General features: G+C 42.0%; 19 protein-coding genes. 17 read left to right on the plus strand and 2 right to left on the minus strand.

Features of this window, described 5'->3' with window-relative positions:
- The 17 genes from OCV47_RS12235 to OCV47_RS12315 all read left to right on the plus strand — a co-directional run bounded on the left by OCV47_RS12235 (position 1) and on the right by OCV47_RS12315 (position 18,456).
- A complete protein-coding gene (locus OCV47_RS12235) occupies positions 1-237 on the plus strand; it encodes a putative Se/S carrier protein (protein ID WP_262655359.1) in 237 nt (78 codons plus the stop codon).
- 97 nt (positions 238-334) lie between these two features.
- Positions 335-3,040, plus strand: a complete 2,706-nt coding sequence (gene fdhF / locus OCV47_RS12240; RefSeq protein ID WP_262655361.1) for a formate dehydrogenase subunit alpha — start codon at positions 335-337, stop codon at positions 3,038-3,040.
- 63 nt (positions 3,041-3,103) lie between these two features.
- A complete protein-coding gene (locus OCV47_RS12245; RefSeq protein WP_262655363.1) occupies positions 3,104-3,934 on the plus strand; it encodes an aminotransferase class V-fold PLP-dependent enzyme in 831 nt (276 codons plus the stop codon).
- Between the two features lie 66 nt (positions 3,935-4,000).
- Complete coding sequence (locus tag OCV47_RS12250; RefSeq protein ID WP_262655365.1) at positions 4,001-6,193, plus strand: extracellular solute-binding protein; 2,193 nt, start codon at positions 4,001-4,003, stop codon at positions 6,191-6,193.
- Positions 6,194-6,388: 195 nt separating this feature from the next.
- Positions 6,389-7,645, plus strand: a complete 1,257-nt coding sequence (locus OCV47_RS12255) for an ABC transporter substrate-binding protein (RefSeq protein ID WP_416888019.1) — start codon at positions 6,389-6,391, stop codon at positions 7,643-7,645.
- A 76-nt stretch (positions 7,646-7,721) separates the two neighbouring features.
- Positions 7,722-8,621, plus strand: coding sequence for a carbohydrate ABC transporter permease (locus tag OCV47_RS12260; protein WP_262655367.1), 900 nt, complete (start codon positions 7,722-7,724; stop codon positions 8,619-8,621).
- 15 nt (positions 8,622-8,636) lie between these two features.
- On the plus strand, positions 8,637-9,476 hold the full coding sequence (locus OCV47_RS12265; protein WP_262655369.1) for a carbohydrate ABC transporter permease: 840 nt from the start codon (positions 8,637-8,639) through the stop codon (positions 9,474-9,476).
- Between the two features lie 6 nt (positions 9,477-9,482).
- Entirely contained in the window at positions 9,483-10,163 is a 681-nt protein-coding gene (locus OCV47_RS12270) for an MBL fold metallo-hydrolase (RefSeq protein WP_262655371.1), read from the plus strand.
- Between the two features lie 59 nt (positions 10,164-10,222).
- A complete protein-coding gene (locus OCV47_RS12275; protein ID WP_262655372.1) occupies positions 10,223-10,933 on the plus strand; it encodes an MgtC/SapB family protein in 711 nt (236 codons plus the stop codon).
- 32 nt (positions 10,934-10,965) lie between these two features.
- A complete protein-coding gene (locus OCV47_RS12280; protein ID WP_262655373.1) occupies positions 10,966-11,757 on the plus strand; it encodes an inositol monophosphatase family protein in 792 nt (263 codons plus the stop codon).
- A 100-nt stretch (positions 11,758-11,857) separates the two neighbouring features.
- Positions 11,858-12,883: a molybdopterin-binding protein gene (locus OCV47_RS12285; protein ID WP_262655374.1), complete on the plus strand. Its 1,026-nt coding sequence runs from the start codon at positions 11,858-11,860 to the stop codon at positions 12,881-12,883.
- On the plus strand, positions 12,844-14,091 hold the full coding sequence (locus OCV47_RS12290; RefSeq protein WP_262655375.1) for a molybdopterin molybdotransferase MoeA: 1,248 nt from the start codon (positions 12,844-12,846) through the stop codon (positions 14,089-14,091). Before OCV47_RS12285 ends, OCV47_RS12290 begins: the two co-directional genes overlap by 40 nt.
- The gene (gene mobB / locus OCV47_RS12295) at positions 14,088-14,606 is read left to right on the plus strand and encodes a molybdopterin-guanine dinucleotide biosynthesis protein B (RefSeq protein ID WP_262655377.1); all 519 of its coding nucleotides are present in this window, start codon (positions 14,088-14,090) and stop codon (positions 14,604-14,606) included. Before OCV47_RS12290 ends, mobB begins: the two co-directional genes overlap by 4 nt.
- 95 nt (positions 14,607-14,701) lie before the next feature.
- Positions 14,702-15,670, plus strand: coding sequence for a LysR family transcriptional regulator (locus OCV47_RS12300; protein ID WP_262655378.1), 969 nt, complete (start codon positions 14,702-14,704; stop codon positions 15,668-15,670).
- Between the two features lie 114 nt (positions 15,671-15,784).
- Complete coding sequence (gene modA / locus OCV47_RS12305; RefSeq protein ID WP_317244399.1) at positions 15,785-16,675, plus strand: molybdate ABC transporter substrate-binding protein; 891 nt, start codon at positions 15,785-15,787, stop codon at positions 16,673-16,675.
- Between the two features lie 24 nt (positions 16,676-16,699).
- A complete protein-coding gene (gene modB, locus OCV47_RS12310) occupies positions 16,700-17,377 on the plus strand; it encodes a molybdate ABC transporter permease subunit (RefSeq protein ID WP_262655379.1) in 678 nt (225 codons plus the stop codon).
- Between the two features lie 11 nt (positions 17,378-17,388).
- The gene (locus OCV47_RS12315; RefSeq protein ID WP_262655380.1) at positions 17,389-18,456 is read left to right on the plus strand and encodes a sulfate/molybdate ABC transporter ATP-binding protein; all 1,068 of its coding nucleotides are present in this window, start codon (positions 17,389-17,391) and stop codon (positions 18,454-18,456) included.
- Positions 18,457-18,500: 44 nt separating this feature from the next.
- Here the strand turns inward: OCV47_RS12315 and OCV47_RS12320 are convergent, their stop codons facing one another.
- Both OCV47_RS12320 and OCV47_RS12325 read right to left on the minus strand, forming a co-directional pair.
- Positions 18,501-18,710 (minus strand): type II toxin-antitoxin system antitoxin, encoded by a 210-nt coding sequence (locus OCV47_RS12320; RefSeq protein ID WP_117447483.1) that lies wholly within the window; start codon positions 18,708-18,710, stop codon positions 18,501-18,503.
- Entirely contained in the window at positions 18,710-19,753 is a 1,044-nt protein-coding gene (locus tag OCV47_RS12325) for an SPFH domain-containing protein (RefSeq protein WP_256299095.1), read from the minus strand. Before OCV47_RS12325 ends, OCV47_RS12320 begins: the two co-directional genes overlap by 1 nt.
- Positions 19,754-19,888 lie beyond the last annotated feature (135 nt).

Genomic DNA, 19,888 nt, shown 5'->3' on the forward strand with positions numbered 1-19,888 from the left:
ATGAGAACAAAGAAACCACAACTGGTGATTACATTTTCCAATACACCAGAAGCAATCAAAATGGAAAAATATTGTCAGGAGCATCAGCTTCCGGGGAGGTTAATTCCGATTCCATCTCAGATTACCGCAGGATGCGGGCTGGCCTGGAAGGCAGAACCAGATGCGAAGGAGCAGTTTATAGAACAGCTAAAGCAGGGAGGAATTTCCTGGGAACAGATGCAGATAGTTGAGTTGTAACTGCCAGTCATTCAGAAAATGACAGCAGTAATTGGGGGGAGCGAGCTTTCCCGGATATAAAATAAGAAAATGAAGTGAAGTTTGGAAGGAGGACATTATGGTTCATGTAATGATTGACGGTATTCCGGTGGAAGTGGAGAAGGGGACGACCGTTCTTCATGCGGCAAAAAAAGCAGGGATTGAGATCCCTACTCTGTGTTATATCGAGGATCTGATCCCAGATGGTTCCTGCCGTCTGTGTGTGGTAGAAGTAAAAAATAACGGCAGAACCAAGATCGACACATCCTGTACCCTGCAGGTGTCAGAAGGGGATGAGATCTTTACCAGATCAGAAAAGGTAAGACAGTCCAGAAAACAGACACTGGATCTGCTGTTATCCGATCACAATGTACACTGTTTCTCCTGTGAAGCTAACGGAGACTGTAAGCTTCAGGAATATGCATTTGAGTACGGACTGGAGACCACCAGCTATGAAGGTCAGAAGAGCGGTGGCGAGGTAGATGATACGAATAAATTCTTTACCTATGACCCAAGTCTTTGTATTCTGTGCCACAGATGCGTGAATACCTGTAATTATATTGTAGGACGCGGTGCCATTGAGACAATGGAACGTGGATTCCAGTCAGTAATCGGCAATGGAGAAGGTCAGTGGAAAGATGGCATCTGTGAATCCTGCGGTAACTGTGTACAGGCCTGTCCAACCGGTGCGCTGTCCATGAAGCGCAGAAAGAAATACCGTACATATCAGGTAGAAAAAAAGGTACTGACCACCTGTCCACATTGTGCAACCGGATGTCAGTATTACCTTCTGGTAAAAGATGGCAAGATTGTGGATACAGAAGCTTATAATGGACCATCCAACAAAGGTCTGCTTTGTGTAAAGGGACGAAGCGGAAGCTTTGACTTTGTACATCATCCATCCAGAATCACAGATCCATTGATTAAGAATAAAGAAACCGGTGAATTTGAGAAAGCTACCTGGGATGAAGCACTGGATCTGGTTGCATCTAAATTCATGGAGATTAAGAAAAAATACGGCAGTGAATCACTGGCTGGTTTTGCATGTTCCAGATCACCAAACGAAGATATCTATATGGTTCAGAAGATGGTTCGAACCTGTTTCGGTACAAATAATACCGATAACTGTGCTCGTGTATGTCACTCTGCATCGGTAGCAGGTCTGGCTATGACACTGGGATCCGGTGCCATGACCAATCCAATCGAAGATATCACAAAGAAACCAGATGTGATCATGCTGGTAGGTTCCAATCCGGAAGAAGCACATCCGGTAGTGGGCATGCAGATTCGTCAGGCGGTACAGCGTGGATGTAAGCTGATCGTGGTGGATCCGCGTGATATTGGCCTTGCAAAACATGCAGATATCCATCTGAAGTTAAAACCAGGTACCAACGTTGCGTTTGCAAATGGTATCATGAATGTGATCATTTCCGAGGGGCTGCAGGATGAAAAGTTCATTGCAGAGAGAACGGAAGGATACGAGAAGATCAAAGAGATCGTAAAAGATTATACACCTGAAAAAGTAGCAGAGATCTGTCATATTGATGCAGAAGATCTGAAGAAAGCTGCTATCATGTATGCAAAAGCAAAGATGGCTCCAATTATCTATTGTCTGGGTGTTACGGAGCATTCTACCGGTACGGAAGGTGTGATGTCCATGTCTAATATGGCCCTTCTGGTTGGTAAGCTGGGAAGAGAAGGATGTGGTGTCAATCCACTTCGTGGACAGAACAACGTACAGGGTGCCTGTGATATGGGTGCATCACCGACAGATTTCCCTGGATATCAGAAAGTAGCCAATCCAGAAGTGGTTGCCAAGTTTGAAAAGGCATGGAATACGAAGCTGAATCCAAATCCTGGACTTCACGCAACCGATGTATTCCCGGCAGCGATCAAGGGAGACATCAAGGGTCTGTATATTTATGGTGAAGATCCGGTGGTTACCGATCCGGATACCCATCATATTATCAAAGCGCTGGAAAGCCTGGACTTCTTTGTCATTCAGGAGCTGTTTATGACAGAGACTGCTCAGTATGCGGATGTTATCCTTCCAGGTGTCAGCTATGCAGAAAAAGAGGGAACCTTTACCAACACGGAACGTCGTGTACAGCGTGTGCGTAAGGCAGTGACTATTCCTGGCAATGCAAGACTGGATACGGATATTATTATTGATCTGATGAATCGTATGGGATATCCACAGCCACACCTGACTGCAGCAGAGATTATGGACGAGATCGCATCTGTCACACCATCCTTTGGTGGTATCAGCCATGCACGTCTTGATAGCGAAGAAGTAGGAGGAAGAGGTCTTCAGTGGCCATGTCCGACCAAGGATCATCCTGGTACACCGATCATGCACGTAGGCAAGTTTGCAAGAGGTCTTGGCTGGTTCTATCCGGCAGAATATGTTCCGTCTGCAGAACTTCCAGATGAAGAATATCCAATCATTCTGATGACCGGACGTATCCTGTATCATTACACCACCCGTGCCATGACAGGAAAGACCGAAGAACTGATGGAGATCGAAGGACATTCCTTTATCGAGATCAATGAGGAGGATGCAGCAGAGCTTGGTATCCAGAATGGCGATAAAGTACGTCTGACATCCAGAAGAGGACAGATCGAATCCACCGCCCGCGTGGGAACTAAGGTATCCAAAGGCGAATCCTGGATGCCGTTCCACTTCCCAGATGGAAATGCAAACTGGCTGACGAATGCAGCACTGGATAAATATGCAAGAATTCCGGAATATAAAGTTTGCGCAATCAGAATTGAGAAAGCATAAATAGATAGCTCAGTTGCGATAAGAGATAGCCGTTCCTGTTTTTTGACAGGACGGCTATTTCTGATGTATCGTCTGGAAGAGAATGGGGTCGAACTAAGTATTCTTCCGGCGGATTCCAAAGGCGTACCGATGTATGGAGAACTGGAACAACTGATACAGAAAAATACCAGAGCCATTGTGATCACGCATGCTTTGAATCTGAGTGGAAATATAACAGATCTGGGCAGGGTATCTGCGATAGCTCAAAAATATAAGCTGCTGCTGGTTGTAGATGCCTCTCAGAGCGCAGGATGTATTCCGATTGATGTAGAGAAAATGGGAATTGATGTGTTGTGTTTTACAGGACATAAAGGTCTGATGGGACCACAGGGGACCGGTGGCATTTATGTACGGGAAGGGCTTAAGATTCGACCGTTAAAAGTAGGAGGAAGCGGCGTGCACAGCTATGACAGAGAGCATCCGAAAGAGATGCCGACGGCACTGGAAGCAGGAACCTTAAATGGAACTGGAATTGCCGGTCTTTTTTCCTCTTTGGATTTTATTCTGGATACAGGGGTGGAAGTTATTCATAAAAAAGAAATGAAACTGGCAAAAAGATTTTTTGATGGAATCAAAGATCTTCCGGAGGTGACTGTTTATGGAGACTGGCAGAAAAGTGAGCGTACAGCAATCGTCTCTGTCAATCTGGGAATAGAAGAATCCGGACAGGTCAGTGACTGGCTATGGGAAGATTATGGAATTGCAGTCCGTGCAGGCGCTCATTGTGCACCACTGATGCATAAAGCGCTTGGAACAGAAAAACAGGGAGCAGTACGGTTCAGTTTTTCGTATTTCAATACGGAGGAAGAAATGGATGCAGCAATCCAGGCATTAAAAGAAATATTAGAATTATAAAATTGTTCCAATGAATTGAAAAATCATGTATAATTATTATAACGTTATAAAATGGAGGCGCATGATATGGCAACGATATTGGACGTAGCAAAAAAAGCTGGTGTTTCACAGGGAACCGTGTCAAACGTATTGAATGGAAAAGGCAACGTAAGCAGTGAAAAGATACGTGCGGTAGAAGAAGCTGCCAGGGAGCTGGGGTACACAATAAATGAACGGGCAAAAATGCTTCGAAAGGGAAGCGGAAACGTAATATGTGTTATTTTGCCCACAATTGAGTTTAAACAATACAGGGAATTATATAACAGTATTAAGTTTTGCGCAGAGCAAAAGGGAGTTTTTACCGAACTGCTGATATCAAATGATAATGCGGAAACGGAAATAGAATTGGTGCAGCATGCGCAGTCGATCATGGCATTGGGAGTCGTGACGATTTCTTGTTTGAAAAAACATGAAAATCCCTATCAGACAGCCAATTTGAAAAAAGTATGTTTTGTTGAACGCAAACCGTTATTTGCATCAGACTATTATGGATTTAATTATACAAAAGCAGGAAGCGACATGGCAGAAATGATATTAAATAAACAATATCGTGACGTTATTGTGGTGACAGGCCGGGAGTCGTTTTCAAATGAATCAGAATATCTTCAGGGATTCAAGAAAGTTATGAATCAGGAGAATGAATACTTTTGTAATGTGGAGTATATATCAACGGATTTATTCAGGATCTCTAACTCCATGTTACATGTGATTTCCCAGGGGCGAAAGATTGATAGTATTGTAGTTAGCAACGCCGGATACGCAGAAAGAATTATAGAACTTGTGAAAACATTTATTCCGGATCACAAAATTGATGTATATTCAATGGCTCAGATCACTTCGCTTCCGGATCATGAGTTTATCAGTTATGAATTGAACTATTCCAGATTGGGGAAGGAAATTGCAGAAAAACTGATAGACACAGATGAAGAAACATTTGTAGACGAACAACATATTTTTGAAAACGACGGTATCAGAAAATGGGGAGATGAGAAACCAAAAAAAGATACTTCAAAAACAATCAATGTGTTAGCACTGGATGGACCGGAGGCTGTAATCATTCAGAATCTGGCGAGATTGTATACGAATCATACAGGAATCAATGTCAAAGTTGCGATTTTTTCATATGAGGATATTTATACACAATTTTTAAATGCGGAAGTATTGGATTTGTATGATGTCATCCGAATTGATGTAAACTGGCTTTCCTGGTTTGCGGGACGACTTTTAATGCCGCTTGAGGAAATCGATGCTGATATTACAGCTGTTTTTGAAGAGTATATTCCGGCTTTGCTGGATAAATATGCTTATATCAGAGGCAAAGTATATGCTCTACCGATTACGCCCAGTGTACAGCTGCTGTTTTACAGGAAAGATCTGTTTGAAAATACAGGAATCAAGCGTTTGTATCAGGAAAAATATAAAGAAGAGTTAAAAATACCGGATTCATTTGAAAAATACAATCAAATAGCTGAATTTTTTACGAATTTAGATAGTGCAGAATATAATGTAAAGTATGGGGCAGGCGTCACATTAGGAAATTTTGGCGTGGCTGCATCAGAGTTTCTGGCACGATTTTTCAGTTATAAAGAGCATTTGTATGATGAAAACGGAAAAATAATTATAAACAATGAGTACGGGAAGAAAGCCATGCAGGAATTAATTGATGGGTATAAAAATTCATCAGGTAAAGAATCCAGATGGTGGACAACAACTGCAAAAGAATTTTCGGACGGACAGACGGCTATGATGATTACATTTAGTAATTTTGCATCTGAGATATTGGGAGTGCAATCGAAAATAGCAGATAAAGTAGGATGTGCAATGGTTCCTGGAGGAAATCCGATATATGGAGGAGGATCTCTGGGCATATCAAAGAACAGCAAACATAAAAAAGAAGCGATGGAATTTATAAAATGGCTTACGCGGGAACCGGTCTCTTCAGCGATGGCGGCGCTGGGAAGCGTCTCTCCCTGCCGGAAAACCTATGACAGGTACGATATTATCCGATCATTTCCGTGGCTGGAATTGTCAAAAGAATGCTTTCAGCTTTCCCGGACAAAAAGAACAAGGGATGAAGGAAGCAGTTTTGATGAAAAGAAGTTTGTAAATATTGTTGGAGCGGCGGTAAAAGAAACAGTTATGGAGATTTCGGATATCGATGTTGCACTTGAAAGAGCACAGATGCTTATTGACATGGAATTTAATAATGAATCAGAATGAAATGAAAAAAACTGTACAAAAAACACAAAATAAAACTGTTTACAACTTACAAAATATGAAAAATGATGAAAAATAAGATTGACACGATTCAAAAATAATGTTATATATTAGATACAAAGAAAAATACATGAAACGTTACAAAAACAGGAGGGAGTTTTCATGAAAAAGAAATTATTAGCAGCATTAGTTGGTACAATGGCATTAACAATGGGAGGACCTGTATCAGCAGATGAGGTGATCGATCTTACGTTATTCTTTCCGGTAAACGTAGGTGGAGATGCAGCAAATCTGATCGATGAGATGACAGCAGAATATAATGAGCAGAATCCAGATGTAAATGTAACAGCTGTTTATACTGGAAACTATGATGATACAGTAACTGCAATTCAGACAGCATTACAGGGCGGAAGCGATACAAAACCAGATTTATTCGTATCATTAGCGACTCAGCGTTTTACAATGGACTATACCGGAATGGCAATGAAATTAGATGATATCATCGCTGCTGATCCGGAAGGACAGGATTTTATAGATGATTTTATCGACGGATTTATGCTGGATTCTTATGTAGAAGATGGCTCAATCATTTCCATCCCATTCCAGAGATCTACAGAAGTATTATTCTACAACAAAGATGCATTTGCTGAAGTAGGACTTGATCCGGAAGCACCGCCAACAACATGGGATGAACTGGCTGAGTATGCTGTGAAATTAACAAACGATGACAGATACGGAGTAGGAATTGCATTGAATTCAGGTTCAGCACAGTGGACATTTACAGGATTCTCATTGCAGAACTGTACAAATGAGTATGGCTTGATGAATCCAAACGGAAAAGAAGTATACTTTGATACACCAGAAAACGTGGAAGCACTTCAGTTCTGGCTGGATCTTCAGAACAAATATAAATGTATGGCACCTGGCATTGTGCAGTGGACAGATCTTCCTACCCAGTTCTTAAGTGGTCAGGTTGCAATGATCTATCATACAACAGGAAACCTTGCAAATATCAAAGAAAATGCAACATTTGATTTTGGTGTTGCTTTCCAGCCACAGAGTAAACAGTACGGAGCTCCGACAGGTGGTGGAAACTTCTATATTACATCTGGTATTTCTGAAGAACGTCAGCAGGCAGCATGGGATTACATTAAATTTATGTGTTCTCCAGAAAATGCTACAAAATGGTCTATTAATACCGGATACGTGGCAACAAGAAACAGCTGCTATGAGACAGATGAATTAAAAGAGTACTATGAATCTTATCCGGCTGCTAAAATAGCATACGAACAGCTTGAATATGCTCAGCCAGAACTTACTACTTACAATGCTGCTGAAATATGGCGAATCTTAAATGATAATATTCAGGCAGCTGTGACAGGAGAGCTTACTGCAGAAGAAGCAATGGCTGCTGCGCAGGAACAGGCAGACGATGTTTTATACGATTTCCAATAGAAGAGAATAGTAAGATAGAAAAGGGGTTCTCTTGTGGAACCCCTTTTATTAATGAAATGACGAAAGGGAGAATAATATGAACCAATCTTCATCTGTAAAAAGAAGAACGAGACGTGAAGCGTTTCTGGGATGGCTGCTTCTGGCTCCTGCATTGATAATTATGATTATATTTACAGTATATCCTGTGATTCGAAGCCTTGTCTTGTCTTTTACCAAATATAATATGGGAATGGCTGCACCGGAATTTGTCGGGATAGAAAATTATGCGCGTCTTGCATCTCAGGATCTGTTTTGGAAAGTAATGGGAAATACCATATTTTTTGCTTTGATTACAGTAATTCCAAGTATGATAATCGGCTTGGGACTTGCGATGTTAGTAAACAGAAAAGGAAAGCATATCGGATTTATCAGAACAACATTCTTTTATCCATCTGTTATGCCGATGATCGCAATTGCAAGTATCTGGCTCTTTATCTATATGGCAAATAATGGATTATTTGACCAGCTGTTACAGCGTTTTGGTTTTCCGGCAATGAACGTTTTATCAAATAAAAAGACAGTATTGCCATCCATGGCAGTTATGTATGTCTGGAGAGAAGCAGGTTATCTGATGATATTTTTCCTTTCAGGACTTCAGAGCATCAATCAGGATGTACTGGAAGCAGCATCGATTGATGGCGCAACAGGCTGGGCAACATTCAGACACATTACGGTACCGCTGCTTGCTCCGACTACCTTGTTTGTCTCTACCATTGCCTTTACAAACTGTTTTAAATTAGCGGATCAGGTTATCATTATGACAGAAGGTGCTCCGAATAATGCTTCTACATTATTGCTGTATTACATTTATCAGCAAGGATTTACAAATATGAGGTATGGTTTGTCCTCAGCACTGACGATCATTATGCTGTTGCTGTTGTTGGTTGTTTCCTTACCTAGATTCTTTAGTCAGGATAAAAAGATTCATTATTCATAGAGGGAGGTCTTAACAATGACAGCAGGAGAAAAGAATACAAATTTTTCATTGGGAAAGACATTATTGACTGTTTTTTCAATTGTATTAGGTTTGATATGGCTTGCGCCATTGGTATGGATGCTTGGAACAGCATTTAGTGTTCCTAGTTTTAATATGTCTTTTTTACCAACCGGAGCATTTACACTTGACAATTTTAAATATGTCTGGAATGCAGTTCCGTTTGCACAATATTATAGAAATACCATTGTGCTGGTAGTAGTTACGTTTGTTATTCAGTTTATTACATCAACATTGGCAGCTTATTCACTGGCATTTATGAATTATCGTGGCAAGAGTATTGTAATGTTAATCATTTTCATGCAGATTATCATTCCAAATGATGTATTGATTATTCCAAACTTTATGACATTGTCAGATATCGGACTGATTGATACAAAAATTGGTATTATGCTTCCGTTCTTAGGAAGTGCAACTGCCATCTTTTTGCTTCGCCAGCATTTTAAAACAGTTCCAAAAGCCTTTGGTGAAGCGGCACGTATAGATGGTGCCAATTTATGGCAGATCATCTGGAAGGTATATATGCCATGTGCAAAACCGGCATACATGTCCTTTGCGATTATTTCAGTCAGTTATCACTGGAATAATTATCTGTGGCCATTGATCGTTACACAGTCACCGAAAAATCGACCGTTAACAGTCGGATTAGCAATTTTTGCAAAATCAAAAGAAGCCGATATGCAGTGGGCAAATGTCTGTGCTGCGACAGCTATCATTATTGCACCATTGATGATCGCATTCCTGCTCATGCAGAAACAATTTATGAATAGTATTGTAAGTGCGGGGGTAAAGGAGTAGGATACGATGTTTGAATTATCTTTTTTAGGAAAAGGTGCAGCTTATTTTCCACAGTATGGAAATACAAATGCATGGTTTGAATATGAAGGTGATTTGTATTGCCTTGACTGTGGAGAAGAAGCATATGGGAAATTAGCAAGAACTTTAGATATAGGAAAATATACAAATGTATATGTTTTATTAACGCATTTGCATGCGGACCATTCCGGATCTCTGGCTTCTTTGTGTTCATATGTATATTTTGTATTACATAAAAAAGTGACAATTATCCATCCGGAGGACAAAGTAGTGACCTTATTAGAGTGCCAGGGCATAAAACGTGATCAGTACCAGCTCTTAAGAGAACTGCCGGCGGATAAAGCTATTAAGGTAGAATTTAAAGAAGTTCAGCATGCAGATGATATGAAGGCATATGGTATGATATTAAGTAGTCCTGATGAGAAAATATACTACAGTGGTGATGCAGCTTACTTATTAGAAGAGATTGCAATGGATTATTTAAGTGGAAAGATTTCACGTATATATCATGATACTTCCAGTAAAGAGAGTACATCACATTGTTATTACAAAAGACTGGAGAAACAGATTCCTGTGGAAAATAGAAAGCATGTGTATTGTATGCACCTGGATGGAGAATACGATGAGATGCTTAAGGAAAGCGGCTTTTCCGTTGTAGAAGTAGGATAAGGTATCAAAAGGAGTAGAACAGGATTCTGCTCCTTAATTCTTTTTATGGGGGTAAGAAAATGGTTTTAGATTGGACTAAATTCGGAGAAACATTGACGGTAGAAATGGTGTTGTATCGTATGATGGCGGCGGTAATTCTCGGCGCAATCATAGGGATTGATCGTGAAGTGAAAAACAGACCTGCCGGAATGAGGACTTATGTACTTGTATGTGTGGGAGCAACGTTGATCGCACTTGTCGAGCAGCAGACGATATATTATGTTTCGCATCTGGGAAATCAACAAATAACGATGAGTATAGGCAGAATTACGGCTACGATTGTTTCGGGAGTGAGTTTCCTTGGTGCGGGGACGATTGTAAGATCAGAACGGAAAATCAAAGGACTTACCACGGCAGCATCGTTGTGGTGTACAGCTTGTCTTGGTGTGGCAATAGGAGCCGGTTATGTGACGATGGCGTTAATTGCCGGTATCATTGTGATTGTTGTTCTGAAATTTTTACAAAAAGTAATTCCGATTAATACGTATAAAAAGCTGGAAGTCCAGTTTATACATCGCACAGAAACTTTGAATTATTTGAATCATTATTTTGAAGAAATGAATGTGGTAATTCTGGATGTTGATTTTCATGCTGAGGTAGTAAAAACAGGAAATACCATCTATACGAATATATATTCTTTGAGTTTAAAGGATAAAAAAGGTTATACTGAAATAATCGGCGCTTTGTCTGAATATCCGAATGTTATGGCTGTACGGACCACGAATGTGTAGAGCAAAGCTGCCTGAAGAAATGAGGGGGAAAAATGTATAAAAAATTAATAGAGAAAGTAAAAACAATTGTTTATGAAGCGGCAGATATCATCGATGATATCAAAAAACCGCGGGTGAATGAAAAAGGGATAAATGACTTTGTTACAGAAGTTGATATAAAAATCAGTCAGTTTTTGTGCGATAAATTGCCGATGCTGGTAAAAGAGTCTGTGGCACTTTCGGAAGAAGGAAGTATTGTCAACCCTGAAAAGGGTTATTATTGGGTGATTGATCCGATCGATGGAACCAGCAATTTTATTTATGGGATTCCGGATTATGGGATTTCTGTTGCGTTGCTAAAAAATGGGAAACCGGTGTTAGGGGTAGTATATGCACCAAAAAAGCAGGAAATGTATTATGCAGCAGAAGGATTGGGAGCTTTTTGTAATGGAAAGCCGATACGGGTTTGCAAAGATGAGCATATTAAATCAACACTGATCCTTTCAGAAACAAATCCATATAGTGACAGGGAGACCAATATGTATGCTGCTGTATTTGGTGAACTGTTTAAAGATTGTATAGATTATAGAATCACAGGATCTGCGGCATTGGACTGCTGTTATATTGCATGTGGCAGAGGAGGAGTATTTGTTTCTGAAAACCTCAAACCGTGGGATTATGCGGCAGGTGTGATCATCATTCAAGAGGCAGGAGGAGCTATGACACAGTGGGACGGAGAGGCACTGCGTTATTTTGGCGGCAGTACATTTCTGGCCACGAATGGACAATTGCATAAAGAAGTACTGGAGAGAATAAAAGAAGCATATGCGAAGAAGAGGCGTTGATTAGGGCGATTTATGAAAGTTGTGTTTTTGTTGGCAATATGTTACAATTACTCCATATATATTTATAACTTTTCTGGACAGAAAGTAAAAGGAGAACGTCATGAAGTGTATTAAGACAACGGATGCGGTAGGACATGTGCTTTGCCATGATATTACAAGGATCGTGAAGGATGTGGTGAAGGATACTGCATTCCGTAAGGGACATATTGTGCAGGAAGAGGATATCCCGGTACTGTTATCTCTGGGAAAAGATAACCTGTATGTATGGGAGAAGGATGAGAATACCCTGCATGAGAACGAAGCAGCGCAGATTCTCTGTGATGTCTGTATGAATGAGAATATGCATCCGACCGCAGTAAAAGAGGGAAAGATTGAGCTGATTGCAGACTGTGACGGAGTATTTCAGGTGGATGTGCCAAGGCTGGATGCTATCAATGAGATTGATGAGATTATGATTGCCACCAGACATACGAATTTTCCGGTGAAAAAAGATGACCGTCTTCTGGGAACCCGTGTGATCCCGCTGGTGATTGCCAAAGAAAAAATGGATCTGGTGAAAAAGACAGCGGGAGATCAGCCTTTGGTTTCCCTGACTCCATATAAGAAGAGAAAAGTAGGTATTGTAACTACCGGAAACGAAGTATTTTACGGAAGAATCAAAGATACTTTCACTCCGGTTGTTATCAACAAGCTGGAATCCTACGGTGCAGAGATTCACGGACATATCCTCTGTAACGATGATATGGAAAAGATCACAAAGGCCATTCTGAAGTTAAAAGAAGAAGGGGCAGATATGATTATCTGTACCGGTGGCATGAGCGTAGATCCAGATGACAAGACTCCTGGAGCCATCAAGAATACAGGAGCAAGAATTGTATCTTATGGAGCTCCGGTTCTTCCGGGAGCCATGTTCCTGCTATCCTATCTGGAAGACGGCACACCGGTTATGGGACTGCCGGGATGCGTCATGTATGCAAAAGCAACTGTTTTTGATCTGGTATTGCCACGAATCATTGCAGGAATCGAAGTGACAAAGAAAGATCTGGCACATATGGGAAATGGTGGATTCTGTCTGGGATGTAAGGAATGTCATTATCCGAATTGCAGCTTTGGAAAAGGGGTGTGATTATGGATAACCTTACCGTGGAGCAGGCACTGGAAGCATTGCTTGCTCATTCAAAGATGATAGAAGAGACAGAAAAAGTACCGGTACTTCAGGCACGGGGAAAGGTGCTTGCAGAAGATATGGTGGCAGAATTGGACAACCCGCCCTTTGATAAGTCACCGATTGACGGATATGCATGCAAAGCAGAGGACATTGCAGATGTATCAGAGGAACGTCCGGCAGAGTTAAAGGTTCTGGAAGAGATTGACGCAGGGCAATATTCTAATATTACCGTGGAAAAAGGACAGGCGGTACGGATTATGACCGGAGCAGCCGTTCCAAAGGGCTGTGACTGCTGTGTCCGTCAGGAAGATACCGATTATGGTGAAGATACTGTAAAGATCTTCCATCCGACCAGACAGTGGCAGAATTATTGCTATCAGGGAGAAGATTTTAAAAGAGGAACCGTGCTTCTGAAAAAAGGAACCAGAATCGGATTCGTAGAAGCTGGCATTCTGGCAAGTATGGGAAAAACGGAGGCAAATGTTTACCGTAGAGCAAGAGTAGCTATTTTAACCACCGGAGATGAAGTGATGGCACCGGGACAAAAGCTGCTTCCTGGCAAGATCTATGACTGTAATCAGAATCTTCTGGCAGCACGTATGGAAGATTTTGGCGTGGAACTGGTAAAATTGGACTCTATCGAAGACCGGCCACAGGCAATGACAAAAGCTATTCAGGATATTGCTCCATCTGTGGATCTGATTATTACCACAGGCTCTGTATCAGTTGGAAAAAAGGATATTATGCACGAAGCACTGGAACTGGCAGGTGCACAGCGCATTTTCTGGCATATTCAGATGAAGCCGGGTATGCCAACTCTGTTTTCTGTGTATCAGGATACCCCGGTAATCAGTCTGTCCGGTAATCCATTCGGTGTGGCGGTATCCGTGGATCTGCTGATTCGCCCAATGCTCCAGAAGATGATGCAGGATGAAGCATTAAAGACCAGAAGGAAAAAATGTGTGTTAAAGAATGAATTTGTAAAAGAAGTTCGTGGGCGCAGATATATCCGTGCCGTTACAGATGGAGAGTCTGTGACCATACCGACAGGATTACATTCCAATGGTGTGCTGGCTACCATGGCAGGCTGTAACTGCCTGATTGAGATGCAGGGTGGAAAGCCGGGAACCAAAGTGGGAGAACTTGCAGAGGTGATTTTGCTGTGAAACAATATGTCTTTGCTGTCAGCGGTGTAAAGAATTCGGGGAAGACAACCTTGATTACGAAGCTTCTGCCGGAACTGAAAAGAAGAGGTCTGCGTGTGGCTGTCATCAAGCATGACGGACATGACTTTGAAGCTGATGTGCCTGGTACGGACAGCTGGAAATATGCACAGGCAGGAGCAGATGGAACCTGTGTTTTTTCATCCGGAAAGCATATGATCATCAAATATGCATCGGTGCCATCGGTGGTAGAACTGATTGGAGCATTTCCAGAAGCAGATCTGATTTTGCTGGAAGGGTTCAAATATTCCGAATATCCAAAGATTGAAGTGGTTCGAAAAGGCAATTCTTCAGAATCAGTATGTGATCCAAAGAACTTACTGGGAATTGTGACAGATCTGACGAAGGAAGAATTGGACGTGAACGGGGAAACGCTGGATATTCCACTTTTTGGATTGGAAGAGACGGAGCGTCTTACAGACTATTTTCTCAGTAAAATGGTGATAGACAGTAAATAACAGAAAAACATAGAACTGCCGGAAAATAGCAGAAAATACGCAGGATAATCCGGACAGCTAAGACGACACAGGATAAGAAAGGAGTAACCGAAATCATGAATGTGGGGGCAGTGATTGTGGCAGCCCAGGATTTGGCACAGGACAAAACAGGAAATGAAGAACTGGAGACCTTTCTTCCCATGCTTCCGGTGGAAGGCACCACAGTAATCAAGCGGGAGATCTATACCTTACGAAAAGCCGGGATATCACCGATCATCGTGGTGGGCGGATATCAGGCTTCGGTTCTGAAAAATCATATCAGCCATAACGGTGTGATTTTTCTGGAGGATCCAGAGTATGTCTGTCATGACTGGCTGTCATCTGCCAGAATCGGAATGAAAGCGGCAACAGAACTTTGTGATAAAGCAATATTGATTCCGGTAGAATGCCCTGCATTTAAGGTGGAAACACTGGAGGTGCTCAAGGAATGTAATCATGACACTTGTCTATGCTATGATGGTCAGCCAGGAAAACTACATCTGAGAATCAGTAGTCGTTTTAAAAGAAATGAAATATTGGAAGAGATAAATCCGGATTCGAAATCAGAAGATGGCAAGGATCTTATGCACAGAGAACAGAGTATGACAAAGCTGGACACAGATGACGTTGGTATCTTATATGATATTACTGAGCCGAAACAGATCGAAAAGGTGCGAGCCTATATCCGCCAGCTTCGTGATGCCAGAGCTCTGAGCCTGAAGACAAAAATTGTATTATCCAAGAACGAAGACTTCTTTGGTCCTGGTATTTTCCATCTGCTTCAGCATGTGGATGAAACAGGCTCTATACAGGCAGCAGCCAAGAAAATGGGAATGTCGTATTCTAAGTGCTGGAAGTTGTTGAACCGGGCAGAAGAGCAGATGGGATTTCCTTTTCTGAATCGGTACAATGGAGGAAAGAACGGTGGAAATTCTACGATTACCGAAGAAGGAAGAGAATTCATGAATCGTTATCATGCCATGCTGGAAGACATGAAGCGGATCAGTCAGAATTTTTTTGACATCTATTTTCAGGATTATCAGTAAATGTATATAAAAAACAGATCCCTGTTTGTCAGTACATTGACAAAACTGACATGCAGGGATATAATTTTACTAGCGAGTATTTTTTGAAAAAATAACGTGAAGGAGGAAGTTAACATGAATACTTGGAAAAAAGCCGGAGCATTACTTTTAACTGGAGTAATGGCTTCTGGAATGTGTATGGGAGTTTCCGCTGAAGATCAGACAGACGTTGTTGTATTCGCAGCAGCATCTATGACAGAGACTCTGACAGAGATTCAGGAAATGTATAAAGAGGTGGAACCAAATGTCAATCTGGTATTTACTTTTGATTCTTCAGGAACATTAAAGACACAGATCGAAGAAGGTGCAGACTGTGACCTGTTCATCTCAGCAGCACAGAAGCAGATGAATCAGCTGGATATCACAGCAGATCCGTCTGTTAATGAAGATGGGCTCGATTTCATCGATGACACAACCAGAATGGACCTTCTGGAGAATAAAGTCGTTCTGGCGGTACCAGAAGATAATCAGGCAGATATCCAGTCTTTTGAAGATCTGGGAACTGATAAGCTGAACCTGCTTTGCCTTGGCAACGAGGACGTACCAGTAGGTGCTTACTCAGAAGAGATCCTGACCAACCTGGGTATCCTGGATCAGCTGGAAGCAGACAAGAAGATTACCTATGGATCGAACGTAAAGGAAGTTACCACACAGGTCAGCGAAGGCAGCGTTGATGCAGGTATCATCTACGCTACAGATGCTTACTCAGCAGGGCTGACAGTTGTAGATCAGGCTGACGGCACACTGTGCAAACAGGTTATCTACCCTGCAGCAGTATTAAAAAATGCTGCTCATGCTGACGAAGCAAAAGCATTCCTGGATTATCTGACAACAGAGACCAGCGCTGAAGTATTCGAATCTGTTGGATTTACTATGGTAAAAGCAGATGATGAAGAAGAAACAGAAGCAGTATCTGAAGCAGAATCTGAGACAGCTACAGAGACAGAGTCCGAAACAGAAGCTTAAGAAAAGATATGGAGGGAAGAATAGATGGATTGGTTTCCTCTGTATAATTCACTTCGTATTGCAGTGATTTCCAGCGTACTGGTATTTTTCTCCGGAATCTTTGCAGCCTACTATATCGCAAAGCTCCATCCGGTAGTGAAAGGTGTGCTGGATGTGATTCTCACCCTTCCAATGGTATTACCACCCACAGTAGTAGGATATTTTATCCTGCTGCTTCTGGGCTCTAAAAGACCGTTTGGAATATGGTTCTACAATACTTTTGGGACTAAGCTGGTTATGAACTGGTATTCAGGCATTTTTGCTGCCACCATCGTGGCATTTCCACTGATGTATCGTACCGCACGTGGTGCTTTTGAGAGTTTTGATGAGACCTTAAGCTATTCAGGACAGACTCTGGGATTATCTAACAGTTATATTTTCTGGAAGGTACGTATGCCGGCATGCCGTCAGGGAATTATGGCAGGAACCGTTCTTGCCTTTGCAAGGGCACTGGGAGAGTATGGCGCAACCAGTATGGTAGCTGGATATACACCGGGAAAGACGGCAACCATTTCTACTACGGTATATCAGTTGTGGCGAACCAATGACGATTTGCTGGCATTTAAATGGGTTATGGTAAATATAGCTATCTCAGCAGTTGTGCTTCTGGCGGTAAATATGCTGGAAAAGAAAAATACTGCCGGGAAAAGATCGGCGGGATAGGAGCGGACGAAATGAGACTTTATGTAAAAATAAAAAAGGATTTCGGAAGCTTTATTCTGGATACGGAATTTGAAGCAGATAAGGAAGTGCTGGGAATCCTGGGAGAATCCGGCTGCGGAAAAAGTATGACCCTTCGTTGTATTGCCGGTGTGGTGACACCGGATGAAGGACACATTGAACTGGATGGAACCGTCTTTTTTGACAGTGAGAAAAAGATCAATCTGAAGCCTCAGGAGCGTCATGTGGGGCTGCTGTTTCAGAATTACGCCTTATTTCCGAATATGAATGTAGTACAGAATCTTCAGGCAGGACTTCGGGGACAGAAGCTGGGAAAGGAAGAACAGCAGAAGCGCATTGCAGAGATGATCAATAAGTTTTATCTTCAGGGACTGGAACGTCACAAGCCGTCACAGTTGTCAGGCGGACAGCAGCAGAGAGCAGCACTTGCCAGAATCCTTCTGACCAGACCGAAGCTGCTCATGCTGGATGAACCTTTTGCAGCATTGGATGAGTTCCTGAGATGGAAACTGGAACTAGAATTGGAAGATGTACTGAAAGAATTCGGTTCTACCACGCTTTTTGTATCGCACAATCGGGATGAGATCTATCGGATCTGCGACCGGGTATGTGTAATGAATCAGGGAAAATCTAGTGAACCGGTACCGGTAAAAGAATTGTTTACGACACCGATATCAAGAGAAGCAGCGTATCTCTCAGGATGTAAGAACTTTTCAGATGCAGCCGTAGCAGAAAAAGGAGAAGTTATGGCGCTGGACTGGGGGATTACACTGAAGTGTGATACGACAGGAAAAGAAGATTCCACCAGCGTTGGCGTGCGCAGTCATTTTATACATCCTGTGTGTGCTGATAAAAAGGATAGTATGTCAAATGTATTTTCCTGCAAAATAAAACGAATCATAGAAGATGTATTTTCTTATATTTTAATTGTGTCACCCAAAGAAGGTGCACAGATTCGTGTGGATGTATCCAAGGAAGAATGGCTGGATTATCGGAAACGGATGGACGGAGACGAGATATTCATCGGAATCGAAGAGAAAGATATTATGTTGTTAAAATAAGCAAAAGACTAAATCATAACAGATGGTTTAGTCTTTTTTGCCTATTATTTGATATCCAGTTCCGGTGGTTCATCCAGATGTTCAGATACATATTTCCCATTTTTCTTCCGCTGTCGGACACATTCGGTCAGCAAGTACTCGATCTGTCCGTTGACGGAGCGGAAGTCATCTTCTGCCCAGGCAGCGATAGCATCATATAACTTGGCAGAGAGACGTAAGGGAACCTGTTTTTTCTTATTGTCTTTTTCAGCCATTAATACAGACTTCCTGAATTGACTACCGGCTGGGCGTCATGATTTCCGCAGAGAACGACCAGAAGATTCGATACCATGGCTGCCTTACGTTCTTCGTCCAGTTCTACCACGTCTTTTTCGCTTAACTGTTCCAGTGCCATTTCAACCATGCCCACGGCACCGTCTACGATCATTTTTCTGGCATCGATAATAGCAGAAGCCTGCTGTCTCTGAAGCATCACGGCTGCGATCTCAGGCGCATAAGCCAGATAAGTAATACGGGCTTCGATGATCTTCAGACCTGCATCGGCGACCTTTTCCTGAATTTCATTACGGATTCGCTCTGCCACAATCTCGCTGGAGCCTCTCAGGCTTCCTTCGTCTGCAATGCCGTCACCGGTGGTGTCTACATCCGGTGCAGTGTCATATGGATAGAGACGGACAATATTACGCAGAGCGCTGTCACATTGAAGCGACAGATATTCCTTGTAGTTATCTACATGGAAAACGGCCTTTGCAGTATCTACCACCCGCCAAGTAACAGCAATGCCGATTTCCACCGGATTTCCCAGACAGTCATTGATCTTCTGACGGGAATTGTTCAGAGTCATAACCTTCAGAGAAATTTTCTTATTACTCAGTGAGGCGTCAGAAGAACTGCTTCCACTTAGAAGTAATGTGGAAAGAGAAAGATTTTTCTGTGCACTGGTATCTACATCCCCACTCTGACTGAGCTTTGTCTTAGAAGCTGGGTTCACACTGACACAGAAGGGATTCACAAAGTAGAATCCAGGCTCTTTCAGGGTGCCAATATACTTTCCGAATAAAGTCAGTACCAGTGCTTCCTGCGGTTTTAAGATACGAAGACCTAAAAACAGGATCCATCCCAGTGCCATCCAAGCACAACAGATTACCAGACCCACAACTGGAAAGACCGGAACGGCACCTTTTGCCAGTGCGATGCCACATCCGATACAGCCACCGATAGCAAGAGCATAGAGAAAGATGGTAAGAATCATTACCAACATGCCATTCTTTTTGGTTGATAAAATTTTTTCTGTCATTGTACGTTCCTCCTTTGGAATCACAAAACTATTTGATATCAGAATGATATCACTATAATATTTACCAGTCAAGGAAAAGTTTGACAGTAAAAAAAGATTTCTATATAATAAATCCCTGTGAATAACTACACGACA

The sequence above is a fragment of the Muricoprocola aceti genome (genome assembly GCF_025567005.1).
Classification (GTDB): Bacteria; Bacillota; Clostridia; order Lachnospirales; family Lachnospiraceae; genus Marvinbryantia; species Marvinbryantia aceti.

Excerpts from the sequence above, each read along its gene's own strand:
- OCV47_RS12235 (WP_262655359.1), top strand. The coding sequence starts at position 1 with ATGAGAACAAAGAAACCACAACTGGTGATTACATTTTCCAATACACCA.
- fdhF (WP_262655361.1), top strand. The coding sequence starts at position 335 with ATGGTTCATGTAATGATTGACGGTATTCCGGTGGAAGTGGAGAAGGGG.
- OCV47_RS12245 (WP_262655363.1), top strand. The coding sequence starts at position 3,104 with ATGTATCGTCTGGAAGAGAATGGGGTCGAACTAAGTATTCTTCCGGCG.
- OCV47_RS12250 (WP_262655365.1), top strand. The coding sequence starts at position 4,001 with ATGGCAACGATATTGGACGTAGCAAAAAAAGCTGGTGTTTCACAGGGA.
- OCV47_RS12255 (WP_416888019.1), top strand. The coding sequence starts at position 6,389 with ATGGCATTAACAATGGGAGGACCTGTATCAGCAGATGAGGTGATCGAT.
- OCV47_RS12260 (WP_262655367.1), top strand. The coding sequence starts at position 7,722 with ATGAACCAATCTTCATCTGTAAAAAGAAGAACGAGACGTGAAGCGTTT.
- OCV47_RS12265 (WP_262655369.1), top strand. The coding sequence starts at position 8,637 with ATGACAGCAGGAGAAAAGAATACAAATTTTTCATTGGGAAAGACATTA.
- OCV47_RS12270 (WP_262655371.1), top strand. The coding sequence starts at position 9,483 with ATGTTTGAATTATCTTTTTTAGGAAAAGGTGCAGCTTATTTTCCACAG.
- OCV47_RS12275 (WP_262655372.1), top strand. The coding sequence starts at position 10,223 with ATGGTTTTAGATTGGACTAAATTCGGAGAAACATTGACGGTAGAAATG.
- OCV47_RS12280 (WP_262655373.1), top strand. The coding sequence starts at position 10,966 with ATGTATAAAAAATTAATAGAGAAAGTAAAAACAATTGTTTATGAAGCG.
- OCV47_RS12285 (WP_262655374.1), top strand. The coding sequence starts at position 11,858 with ATGAAGTGTATTAAGACAACGGATGCGGTAGGACATGTGCTTTGCCAT.
- OCV47_RS12290 (WP_262655375.1), top strand. The coding sequence starts at position 12,844 with ATGTCATTATCCGAATTGCAGCTTTGGAAAAGGGGTGTGATTATGGAT.
- OCV47_RS12300 (WP_262655378.1), top strand. The coding sequence starts at position 14,702 with ATGAATGTGGGGGCAGTGATTGTGGCAGCCCAGGATTTGGCACAGGAC.
- modA (WP_317244399.1), top strand. The coding sequence starts at position 15,785 with ATGAATACTTGGAAAAAAGCCGGAGCATTACTTTTAACTGGAGTAATG.
- modB (WP_262655379.1), top strand. The coding sequence starts at position 16,700 with ATGGATTGGTTTCCTCTGTATAATTCACTTCGTATTGCAGTGATTTCC.
- OCV47_RS12315 (WP_262655380.1), top strand. The coding sequence starts at position 17,389 with ATGAGACTTTATGTAAAAATAAAAAAGGATTTCGGAAGCTTTATTCTG.
- OCV47_RS12320 (WP_117447483.1), bottom strand. The coding sequence starts at position 18,710 with ATGGCTGAAAAAGACAATAAGAAAAAACAGGTTCCCTTACGTCTCTCT.
- OCV47_RS12325 (WP_256299095.1), bottom strand. The coding sequence starts at position 19,753 with ATGACAGAAAAAATTTTATCAACCAAAAAGAATGGCATGTTGGTAATG.